This window comes from Streptomyces laculatispora (genome assembly GCF_017353455.1).
GTDB lineage: Bacteria > Actinomycetota > Actinomycetes > Streptomycetales > Streptomycetaceae > Streptomyces > Streptomyces laculatispora.
This window is the reverse complement of sequence record NZ_JAFMPZ010000403.1, coordinates 1-10,336: the sequence shown is the minus strand read 5'-3', so window position 1 is coordinate 10,336 and position 10,336 is coordinate 1. Positions and strand designations below refer to the sequence as shown.

Here is a 10,336-nt window from a genome sequence, read left to right as displayed (position 1 = left end):
CGGTCGCCGGTGGCACCACCGGGGCGGGGGAGGGGAACCTCCTGGTCTCCGACAAGCCGCCGGGTCCGGAGCTGAACCTCGCACTGCTCTCCGCGTCCCTCTGGCGCGAACTCTCCCAAGTGCTGCCATCGGCGATCGAGTTCGAGCAGAAGGGCGGTCTGGTGGTCGCAGCGGACGAGTCGTCGCTGGCCACCCTGACCGCGACGGCGGCCGGGCAGGCCGAGGCGGGGGTGCGGACCTCCCCGGTCGCTCCGCACGAGCTGCCGGCACTGGAGCCGCACCTCGCGCCCGGCCTCGCGGGCGGAGTCCTCTATCCGCAGGACGCGCAGGTGCAACCCGCTCTCGCGGCAGCCCACTTGGTGCGCGCCGCACGTTCCGCCGGAGCCGGCGTCCACCTCGGGGAGGCGGTCACGGCCGTGCTGAGAGGGCCGACGGGTGCGGTGCGCGGCGTCCGGACCGGCCGGGGCGATCTGCTCGCTCCCGCGGTGGTCAACGCCACGGGCGTCCGGGGCGGCGAGCTGGCGGCGCTGGCGGGGGTCGAACTGCCCGTGCTGCCCAGGCGCGGGTTCGTCCTGGTGACCGAGCCGCTGCCACCCCTGATCAGGCACAAGGTGTACGCGGCGGAGTACGTGGCCGATGTGTCCAGCGCGTCGGCCGCGCTGCAGACCTCGCCCGTCGTGGAGGGCACGCCGTCGGGACCCGTACTGATCGGCGCCAGCCGCGAACGGGTCGGCTTCGACCGTACGTTGTCCGTGCCGGTGATCAGCCGGCTGGCCGCCGCGGCGGCCGCGCTCTTTCCCGTGCTCGGGACGGCCCGCGTGCTGCGCGCCTACCACGGGTTCCGCCCCTACCTGCCCGATCACCTCCCGGCGATCGGACCCGACCGCCGGGTTCCGGGCCTCTTCCACGCCTGCGGCCACGAGGGCGCGGGGATCGGACTGGCGCCCGCGACGGCGGCGCTGGTCATCGCGGCGATCCGCGGCGAGACCCCCGCCATCGACCCCGAGCCGTTCCGGCCCGACCGGTTCGACATGACGCCAGGAGCCGGACGGTGAACCGCCGCCCGCGACGTCGTACGCCCCGAGCAGCGCGCTGCCGGCCCGGCCCCGGCGACCTGCGCCCCGAGCAGCCCGCTGCCGGCCCGACCGCCCGATCACCGAGACAGGAGCCCTGGTGATACGTATCCGTAGGCGCACCGCCGCCCGTACCCCGGCCGGTGTGGCCGGTGCCGAGTCCGGGCCGGGGTTCGAGATCACCTTCGACGGCCGCCCGGTCCCCGCGCTGCCCGGTCAGAGCATCGCGGCAGTCCTCTGGGCGGCCTCCGTCCTCACGTGGCGCACCACCAGGGTGAACGGACGCCCACGCGGCGCCTTCTGCGGCATCGGCTCCTGCTTCGACTGTCTGGTCACCGTGAACAGGATCCCCGGCCGGCGGGCCTGTCTGCTGCCCGCCCGCCCCGGCGACGTGGTCACCACCCAGGAGGGGGACGGACATGCCGGTCTCCGCCACTGAACACCCCGACTCCGCGGGCGCGCCGCCCTTCACCGAACTCGCGGTGGTGGGCGCCGGACCGGCCGGACTGGCCGCGGCGGTCACCGCGGCCGACGGCGGACTCGACGTGGTCCTGCTCGACGCGGCGGACGCGCCCGGCGGCCAGTACTACCGTGCCCCGGCCCCCGGACTCGGCGCCACCCGGCCCGAGGCACTGCACCACGGCTGGGCGCGGTTCGCCGGACTGAGGGACCGTCTCGACCGGCACCGCGAGGCGGGGCGGATCCGCCACCTCGCCGGGCATCAGGTGTGGGCCGTCGAGCGGACCGGGACGGACTGGACCCTGCACGCCGTCACCGGCCCCGACGGCGCGGGTTCGGCCGCGCTGCGCGCACGCCGGCTGCTCATCGCGACCGGTTCCCACGAGCGGCAACTGCCCTTCCCCGGCTGGACCCTGCCGGGTGTCGTGGGCGCCGCCGGGGCGCAGGCCATGCTCAAGTCGGGGCTGGTGCTGCCGGGACGGCGCATCGTCGTCGCGGGCAGCGGGCCGCTGCTGCAGGCCGTCGCGGTGTCCCTGGCGCGGGCCGGCGCCAGGGTGCCCGCGCTGGTGGAGGCCGCCGGATACGGGGCGTACGCACGCGCTCCCCGCGTGCTGGCCGCCGACCCCGGCCGGCTCCGGGAGGGGGCACGGCACGGCGCGGCGCTGGCCCGCAACCGGGTACGGGTGCTGACGCACCGCGCGGTCACCGCCGTGCACGGCACCGACCGGGTGGAAGGCGTCACCGTCAGCCGCCTGGACCGCGATTGGCGTCCGCTGTCCGGGACCGGGCGCCGCATCGACTGCGACACGCTGGCCGTCGGCCACGGACTGGTGCCCCAGCTGGACCTCGCCGTCGGCCTGGGCTGCGCGACCCGGGGCGGCGCGGACGGGTCGGCCGCGCTGGTGCTCGACGATGACCTGCGCACCACCGTGCCGGGCGTCTGGGCCGCGGGCGAGACGGGCGGCATCGGCGGCGTGCACCTCGCGCTGGCCGAGGGGGAGCTGGCGGCCCTCTCGGCGCTCGGTGACGCACGGGACGGGACGCGGGGCCGGGACCCGCACCGGGTGACGGCGCTGCGCCGGGCCCGGCGGCGGATGCGCGCGTTCGCCGAGCTGATGGGCGCCGTGCACCGGCCCGGACCCGGCTGGACCCAGTGGCTCGCCGCGGACACGGAGGTCTGCCGCTGCGAGGAGGTCACCGCAGGCGCGATCCGCACGGCGGTCGACGACCTCGGTGCCGGGGACAGCCGTACGGTCAAGCTCCTCACCCGGGCCGGGATGGGCTGGTGCCAGGGCCGGATGTGCGGATTCGCGGTCCGGGGACTGGCCGGCTGCGCCGCGGAGGCCGGATCCCCCGACCGCCGTCCGCTCGCCTGCCCGGTCCCGCTCTCCACGCTCGCCCGTGCGGCCCGCCCCGAGGACGTGTGAAGCCCCGCGGCGCGCACGTCTCCCGGTCCCCTCCGGGACCTCGGCCTTCTCTTTCTCCTTCGCCGGTTCATGTCATGTCACACCTTAAGGAGCCCAGATGTCGACGAACTCCGCTGCTCGGAACAGTCCTTGGCGAGGCGTCATGGTCGCCACCCCGCTCACCCTGCGCGACGACCGGTCCATCGACTTCGACGCGTACGCGGCCCATGTGCGCGACCTCGTGGACGCCGGCTGCGACGGGGTGGTGCCCAACGGCTCGCTGGGGGAGTACCAGACCCTCACGGACCAGGAGCGCGACCAAGTGGTGCGCGTCGCGGTCGAAGCCGCCGGGGACGGCGCCAGGGTCATGCCCGGGGTCTCCGCCTACGACAGCGCCCAGTCGCGCCGCCGGGCCGACCAGGCGGCGGAGGCGGGCGCCGGCTCCGTCCTGCTGCTGCCGCCCAACGGCTACCCGTGCGAGGACGTCGCGGTCCGTGCGCACTACGCCGAAGTGGCCGCGGCGGGCCTGCCGGTCGTCGCGTACAACAATCCGTACGACACCAAGGTCGATCTGACCCCGAGGCTGCTCGCGCAGCTCCACGCGGACGGGTCCATCGTGGCCGTCAAGGAGTTCAGCGGGGACGTCCGCAGGGCCTACGAGATCGCTGAGGAGGCCCCCGGGCTCGACCTGCTGGTCGGCGCCGACGACGTCCTGCTGGAACTCGCCCTGGCCGGTGCGGTCGGCTGGATCGCGGGCTGCCCCAACATGCTGCCCGCCGGCTGTGTCGCGCTCTACCGCGCCGCCGTCTCCGGGGACCTGGAGACGGCCCTGCCCCTCTACCGGCGGCTGCACCCGCTGCTGCGGTGGGACTCCAAGCCGGAGTTCGTCCAGGCGATCAAGGCGTCGATGGACATCGTCGGACGGCACGGCGGTCCCACCCGGCCGCCGCGGCTGCCCCTCGATGCCGAATCCGCGGCCGCCGTGCGCGCCGCCACCGAGAAGGCGCTCGCCGAGGGACTGGACTGACCGGGCCACGGCACGAGCGAAGAACGCACACCGCACACGACACGCCGCGCGCCGCACATCGCAGCGGAGCGGCAGGACATCGCGAGGGGGAGACTTGCGCACGCGTCACATATTCCACGCCGTCGACTCGCACACCGAGGGCATGCCCACCCGTGTCATCACCGGCGGGATCGGCACCATCCCCGGCGCCACCATGGCCGAACGACGCGACTACTTCATGGCGCACCGCGACGCGGTACGCACCCTGCTGATGTACGAGCCGCGCGGCCATGCCGCCATGAGCGGTGCCGTCCTCCAGCCGCCGACCCGGCCCGACGCCGACTTCGGGGTCCTGTTCATGGAGGTCTCGGGCTGTCTGCCGATGTGCGGACACGGCACCATCGGGGTGGCCACCGTGCTGGTGGAGACCGGCATGGTGGAGGTCACCGAACCGGTCACCACGGTGCGGCTGGACACCCCGGCCGGACTCGTCTCCGTCGATGTCCACGTCGAGGACGGCGCCGCCACCTCCGTCACCCTGACCAACGTCCCCGCCTTCTCCGCCGGGCTGGGACTCACGGCGAAGGTCCCCGGCCGCGGCACGGTCACGTACGACCTTGCCTACGGCGGCAACTTCTACGCGATGGTGCAACTGGCCGATCTAGGACTCCCGTTCGACCGCTCGCGCAAGGACGAGCTGCTGGAGGCGGGGCTCGCCCTGATGGACGCGGTCAACGAGACGGACCGCCCGGTCCATCCGCTCGATCCCGGCATCCACGGGCTCAAGCACGTCCAGCTGATCGCACCCGGCTCCGACGCCGTCCACTCCCGGCACGCCATGGCCATCCACCCCGGCTGGTTCGACCGGTCACCGTGCGGCACCGGGACCTCCGCACGGATGGCCCAGCTCCACGCACGGGGCGAACTCCCGCTGGACACGGACTTCGTGAACGAGTCCTTCATCGGCACGACGTTCACCGGCCGGCTGGTCGCTGAGACCACCGTCGGCACACTGCCCGCGGTCGTCCCCACCGTCACGGGCCGCGCCTGGATCACCGGAACCGCGCAGTACTTCCTGGACCCGTCCGACCCGTTCCCCGAAGGGTTCCTGCTGTGAACCGCTGAACGGCAACCGCCCCGCTCAGCCTCCGACTCGGTGGCGGAGCGGGGCGGTTGTTCAGACGGTGCCGAACTCTCCGGCCTTCACGCCCGCCACGAAGGACGCGAACGCTTCGGCGGGAACGGTCAGCATGGGGCCGCTCAGATTCTTGGAGTCACGGACGGGGACCACGCCGGTAGCGGATGCGCTCGACGGCGCCCACTCGACGCAGGAACCGCCGTTGCCGCTGTACGAGGACTTGACCCACTGGAGGGACGGGTAATCGGTCACGGGGTGCCCTTTCGTACCTGAGTGATCATGGCTACAGACTCCGCTTGGGAGGGCGCTTCTGTCTGTAGCTGATGGTAGGCCCTCAGCAAGGGCAGCACGGAAGCGCTCTCCCGTTCCAGGTACCCGTGGATCTCGGACTCGACGTAAGCGACGATGGAACGGTCCTTCAGCGTCAGCAGGTTGACCAAACGGGTGAAGGGCCGCCGTTCTCCCATGGCGAAGGGAGCGACCTGAAGGGACGTGTTCGGCTCCTCGGCGAACTCGATCAAGTGCGCCAACTGCCGATGCATGACCTCATGGCCGCCGATCGGTCGGCGGATACAGCTCTCATCGAGCACCACGAACAACAGAGGCGGCAGCATTCGTGTCAGGGCGGCTTGGCGATCCATCAGGAACTCGACCCGCTCTTGAGCCTGTTCGGCCGTGATGGAACCTCGCCTGACGTTACTTGCCTCAAGGGCCGTCGCGTACTCCGGCGTCTGGAGCAGTCCTGGGATCAGGCCGGACTCGAATAGCCGGACCTCCGCAGCTCGCCCTTCATGCCCGACGTATTCCGGGAACCCTTCCAGCAGGCTGCCGTGCTGCATCTCGCGCCATTGGCGTTCGAATGTGTCGCCTGTGCCCGCAATGCCCAAGGCCACGTCAGCAGCTTTCGCGAAGCGCAAAGATGGCATCTTGCGACCAGTTTCGACGCCTGAAATGTGCCCGCTGGAAATGCCCGTACGGGTGGATAGTTCGTCTTGCTTCCAGCCGCGAGCCTCGCGTGAGCTGCGTAATCGTGCCCCGAACGCTGCCTGCGGGCTACTCTCCGGGTCCAACTCCTTGCGATTCACCCTTCACCCCCAACTTGGCTGACTGTTGAGCCACGTTGATCAGGCTTCGACCGTAGGCCACGCTGAGCGACCTTGGTAGTGGAATGGCTACGGAGAGGCACGATCGTGTGCGTAGAAGACGGTTCCCTGGACGGACGCCCTCGTCACCTTCCTGCTCCCGGCACGCTCATGGTGGACACCGCCCGTCAAGGCCGGGTGGGTGAGTTCCGAGGGGTCGCCGGCCCGTACTGGTCGCTGCGGCCGGTCTGTGGCGGGACCGAGTGGGAGGCCGAGCCCGAGCATGTGCGCCCCGCGGATGCCATAGAGCGGCTGCGGGCCGAGAACGCGCGGTGCAACGCGCGGAGTCGGGGTGAGGTGCTGTGAGGCCCCTGGCGGGCACGGTCTACGAGGTGGAGGTCACCGCGACGGCCGGCTGGAGGGCGGTTTCGCTCGGCAGGGCGACCGTGGCCAACCGCCGGCTCGCGCTCCGGTGGCTTCGGCGGCAGGCGCATCGGCTCGCGGACGGTCCCGGCGCCCCCGGCATACCGGGCGTCCGGGCGATCGGCTTCGAGGGCCCCGCCGTCCCGGACGGTCTCCGGGCATGGGCACGCGACCCGGACCAGCAGGAGCAGGCGATGGCGCGGCTGGAGGTCGGAGGGTCTGACGTGCTCACCGTGCTCGATCCCGCCGCCGGTCTGCTCGTGACGCTCGCCGGACGGCCGCTCCGTTCAGGCCGTGCCGCAGCGGACCGGCCGCTCCACGGGACGCGGCACCTTTGGCGTATGGCTGCGTTGGAGTGGTGACGCCTTCACCTATGTCTGCGCCGAACCGTGCGAACGGGTGGACCCGGCCATCGCTCCTCGGCTGCAACAGGCGTGCTGGCTGTTCACCGGCCACAAGCCTGGCCACTCCTGGGAGTTCGAGGACCTCCCGCACGAGCGGTAGGGGGTCACCGGCCCAGCAGGTTCCAGAAGTAGGACAGCTGTTCGGCCATGTCGATTTCGGGGTCGTACTGCCACTGCATCTGAAGCCCGTCGATCAGCGCGAAGACCAGGACGGCGAGGCGGTCGGCGTCGATGTCCTCCGGCAGCTGACCGGTGGCCTGCTGGGCGCGGATCGCGTCGGCGCCGCCGGCCCGGGCGTAGCGGTAGCGGTCGCGGAAGTACGCGTGCCCGGGGTGGTCGGGTTCGACGGCCTCGGCGGAGAGACGTGAGAAGAGCTGGACCAGGCCGGGGACGTCGGAGTTGTGGCGCTGGAGGTCGGCGAGCGCCCGTGCGAGGTCGGGCGGGAACGCGGCTGTGCCCTCGCCGCCTTCCTGGCCGCCGACTGTCAGCAGGTCGACGGCGTCGCGGCGGCGCAGGATCTCGATGAAGAGCTGTTCCTTGCTGCCGAAGTAATGCAGCAGGCCGGTCTGGCTGAGGCCGACGGCCTGGGCCAGTTCGCGCACGGTGGCGCGGCTGTAGCCGACCCTGGCGACGATCTCCAGCGCGGTGTCGAGAATCTCCTCGCGCTTGGCGATGCCTTTCGCGTAGGAGCCACGTGTTCGAGCCATGACGACGACTCTATGCCACCTCCCGCCACCGACTGCCACCGGCTGCCACTGGAAGTGACCTGGTCGCAGCCCTTGTGGCGCCAAAACAGAATGACGTACTGTTTTCGCATTCGGCAGGGTGACCGAGCTCCGGCAGTGCCGGGCCGCCCTCCTCCGACGTGCCCCACCTGACGGGGGATGCGTCGGGCCTCGGAGCGGCGGGCCCCGGTCTTCCCGGCCGGGCACCCGCCGGTCCCGGCCGGACCCCACGCTTCGGCGGACATCCGAGCGCGACGTGTCACGTCACGTCGCACGCCATGTCCTCCCATGAACCCCGCACTCCCCGAGGAGACCCCGTGACTGCTCTCGACCCCACCGGCCCCGAAACGCCGGAGCTCTCACTCGCGGAGCGCGCCGCGCTCGGCAGCGGAGCCGACTTCTGGACGACCAAGGCCGTCAGCCCCGTCCCGGCCCTGACCCTGACCGACGGCCCGCACGGCGTCCGGCTCCAGGCGGAGGACGCCGACCACCTGGGCATCTCGGCCAGCCGGCCCGCGACGTGCTTCCCGCCCGCCGTCGGCCTCGGCCAGAGCTGGGACACCGAGCTGGTTGGCGAGGTCGGCCGGGCGCTGGGCGTGGAGAGCCGGGCGCTGGGTGTGGACGTGCTGCTCGGCCCGGGCGTGAACATCAAGCGGGACCCGCGCTGCGGCCGCAATTTCGAGTACTTCTCGGAGGACCCGCAGCTCACCGGCACCCTGGCCACCGCCTGGGTGCGTGGGTTGCAGAGCACCGGCGTCGGCGCCTCGCTCAAGCACTTCGCGGCCAACAACACCGAGTACGACCGGATGCGCTCCAGCTCCGATGTCGCCGCCCGCCCGCTGCGCGAGATCTACCTGCGGGCCTTCCAGCAGGTCGTCCAGCAGGCGCAGCCGTGGACGGTGATGTGCTCGTACAACCGGATCAACGGCACCTACGCCTCCGAGAACCGCTGGCTGCTCACCGACGTGCTGCGCGGCGAGTGGGGCTTCGACGGGGCCGTGGTCAGCGACTGGGGCGCCGTCCAGGACCGCGTCGCCTCCGTCGCCGCCGGGCTCGACCTGGAGATGCCCGGCACGGGCGGCACCACCGACGCGCAGGTCGTCGCGGCCGTCGAAGCCGGTGAACTGGACGCCGCCTCGGTAAATCTGGCCGCCGCCCGGACGGCCGCGCTGGCCGCCCGCGGCCGGGCCGGACGCACTCTTCCGGTCGCCCCGTTCGACCCGGCCGCGCACCACGCGCTGGCCCGCCGGGCCGCCGCGAACTCCGTCGTGCTGCTCAAGAACGACCCCGTCGTGGGTGCGCCCGTGCTGCCGCTCACCGCCGGGCGCCCGCTCGCCGTCCTCGGCGCGTTCGCCGCCGCCCCGCGCTACCAGGGCGGCGGCAGCTCGCATGTGAACCCGACGCAGGTCGACGTCCCGCTGGACGAGATCCGCGCCCTGGCCGGGAACGCCGAGGTCACCCACGCTCCCGGCTTCACCACCGACGGCACGGGCGACGCCGCCGCGCTGCGCGCCGAGGCCGTCGCGCTGGCCGCCGCCGCCGACACCGCGGTGGTCTTCCTCGGCCTGGCCGCCCACCAGGAGTCCGAGGGCTTCGACCGCGAGGACATCGAGCTTCCCCGCGAGCAGCTGGAGCTGCTGGCCGAGGTGATCCGCGTCCAGCCGCGCACCGCGGTCGTCCTCAGCCACGGCGGCGTCCTGCGGCTGGCTCCCGTGACCGCCGCACCCGCCCTGCTGGACGGCGCACTGCTCGGCCAGGCCGCCGGCGGCGCCCTCGCCGACGTGCTGTTCGGCCGGGTCAACCCGTCCGGCCGCCTCACCGAGACCGCCCCCGTCCGGCTCCAGGACACCCCCGCCTACCTGGACTTTCCCGGCGAGCACAGCCACGTCGCGTACGGCGAGGGTCTGTTCGTCGGCTACCGCTGGTACGACGCCCGGGACATCGAGGTCTCCTTCCCGTTCGGCCACGGACTCTCGTACACCGAGTTCGCCTACAGCGACCTGGAGCTGAGCGTCGACGAGGAGGGCATCAGCGCGTCCGTCACGGTCACCAACACCGGCGACCGGACCGGCCGCGAGGTCGTCCAGTTCTACGTCTCCAAGCCCGGCTCGGCCGTCGTCCGCCCGCTGCGCGAGCTCAAGGGCCACGCCACCGTCACCCTGGACGCCGGGGCGAACGAGCGCGTCACCGTGCTGCTCCCGCGCACCGGCCTGGCGTACTGGGACACCCGGGCCGAGCGCTGGATCGTCGAGGGCGGGGCGTACGAGGTGCTGGCCGCCGCGTCCAGCCGCGACCCGCGCGCGACCGCGAGCATCGAGCTCGTCGGGGACGAGCTGGACGTGCCGCTGACCCTGGACTCCACGCTCGGGGAAGTGATGTCCCTGCCCGGCGCCGCCGAGACACTCACCGCCCTGCTGCCCTTCCCCCAGGACACCGGCGACGGCGACGCCCTCGGCATCGACATGGCCCGGATGATGGCCTCCATCCCCGTGCGCCGCCTGGTCAGCTTCGCCGGCGGCGCGGTCACCACGGCGGACCTGGAAGAGCTGCTGGCCCGGCTCCAGTCCTGACCCCACCCCCATCGCGGGGCGCCTGCGGACAGGCGCCCCGCGATGGGGGT

Annotated in this window: 11 protein-coding genes; 8 read left to right on the top strand and 3 right to left on the bottom strand. The window is 72.7% G+C overall.

What is annotated here, in order from left to right; genetic code table 11:
- The 5 genes from J1C73_RS20550 to J1C73_RS20530 all read left to right on the top strand — a co-directional run.
- On the top strand, nt 1–1,055 hold a 1,055-nt coding region (locus J1C73_RS20550; RefSeq protein ID WP_207317705.1), incomplete at its 5' end, for an NAD(P)/FAD-dependent oxidoreductase.
- 118 nt (nt 1,056–1,173) lie between these two features.
- Entirely contained in the window at nt 1,174–1,512 is a 339-nt protein-coding gene (locus J1C73_RS20545; RefSeq protein ID WP_207317704.1) for a (2Fe-2S)-binding protein, read from the top strand.
- Nucleotides 1,493–2,959, top strand: coding sequence for an FAD/NAD(P)-dependent oxidoreductase (locus J1C73_RS20540; RefSeq protein WP_207317703.1), 1,467 nt, complete (start codon nt 1,493–1,495; stop codon nt 2,957–2,959). The genes J1C73_RS20545 and J1C73_RS20540 overlap by 20 nt, the downstream gene beginning before the upstream one ends.
- Nucleotides 2,960–3,056: 97 nt before the next feature.
- Complete coding sequence (locus J1C73_RS20535) at nt 3,057–3,965, top strand: dihydrodipicolinate synthase family protein (RefSeq protein WP_207317702.1); 909 nt, start codon at nt 3,057–3,059, stop codon at nt 3,963–3,965.
- A 94-nt stretch (nt 3,966–4,059) separates the two neighbouring features.
- Nucleotides 4,060–5,061 carry a proline racemase family protein gene (locus tag J1C73_RS20530; RefSeq protein ID WP_123463493.1) on the top strand — a complete coding sequence of 334 codons (1,002 nt, stop codon included), beginning with the start codon at nt 4,060–4,062 and terminating at the stop codon, nt 5,059–5,061.
- A gap of 60 nt (nt 5,062–5,121) precedes the next feature.
- Here J1C73_RS20530 and J1C73_RS20525 read toward each other — a convergent pair whose 3' ends face one another.
- Together J1C73_RS20525 and J1C73_RS20520 are read right to left on the bottom strand one after the other, a co-directional pair.
- The gene (locus J1C73_RS20525) at nt 5,122–5,334 is read right to left on the bottom strand and encodes a DUF397 domain-containing protein (RefSeq protein ID WP_207317701.1); all 213 of its coding nucleotides are present in this window, start codon (nt 5,332–5,334) and stop codon (nt 5,122–5,124) included.
- Nucleotides 5,331–6,167, bottom strand: a complete 837-nt coding sequence (locus J1C73_RS20520) for a helix-turn-helix domain-containing protein (protein WP_207317700.1) — start codon at nt 6,165–6,167, stop codon at nt 5,331–5,333. The genes J1C73_RS20525 and J1C73_RS20520 overlap by 4 nt, the downstream gene beginning before the upstream one ends.
- A 168-nt stretch (nt 6,168–6,335) precedes the next feature.
- Here J1C73_RS20520 and J1C73_RS35055 point away from each other — a divergent pair, with 168 nt between their 5' ends.
- Entirely contained in the window at nt 6,336–6,530 is a 195-nt protein-coding gene (locus J1C73_RS35055) for a hypothetical protein (RefSeq protein WP_241199923.1), read from the top strand.
- Complete coding sequence (locus tag J1C73_RS20515; protein WP_207317699.1) at nt 6,527–6,949, top strand: hypothetical protein; 423 nt, start codon at nt 6,527–6,529, stop codon at nt 6,947–6,949. Before J1C73_RS35055 ends, J1C73_RS20515 begins: the two co-directional genes overlap by 4 nt.
- A 146-nt stretch (nt 6,950–7,095) precedes the next feature.
- Here the strand turns inward: J1C73_RS20515 and J1C73_RS20510 are convergent, their stop codons facing one another.
- Entirely contained in the window at nt 7,096–7,698 is a 603-nt protein-coding gene (locus tag J1C73_RS20510; protein ID WP_185095476.1) for a TetR/AcrR family transcriptional regulator, read from the bottom strand.
- A gap of 335 nt (nt 7,699–8,033) precedes the next feature.
- Between J1C73_RS20510 and J1C73_RS20505 the strand changes: the two genes are divergently transcribed.
- The gene (locus J1C73_RS20505; RefSeq protein ID WP_307797749.1) at nt 8,034–10,286 is read left to right on the top strand and encodes a glycoside hydrolase family 3 C-terminal domain-containing protein; all 2,253 of its coding nucleotides are present in this window, start codon (nt 8,034–8,036) and stop codon (nt 10,284–10,286) included.
- Nucleotides 10,287–10,336 lie beyond the last annotated feature (50 nt).

Bases quoted from the DNA above. Each gene is read 5' to 3' on its own strand.
- J1C73_RS20540 (WP_207317703.1), top strand. From the start codon at position 1,493: ATGCCGGTCTCCGCCACTGAACACCCCGACTCCGCGGGCGCGCCGCCC.
- J1C73_RS20535 (WP_207317702.1), top strand. From the start codon at position 3,057: ATGTCGACGAACTCCGCTGCTCGGAACAGTCCTTGGCGAGGCGTCATG.
- J1C73_RS35055 (WP_241199923.1), top strand. From the start codon at position 6,336: ATGGTGGACACCGCCCGTCAAGGCCGGGTGGGTGAGTTCCGAGGGGTC.
- J1C73_RS20510 (WP_185095476.1), bottom strand. From the start codon at position 7,698: ATGGCTCGAACACGTGGCTCCTACGCGAAAGGCATCGCCAAGCGCGAG.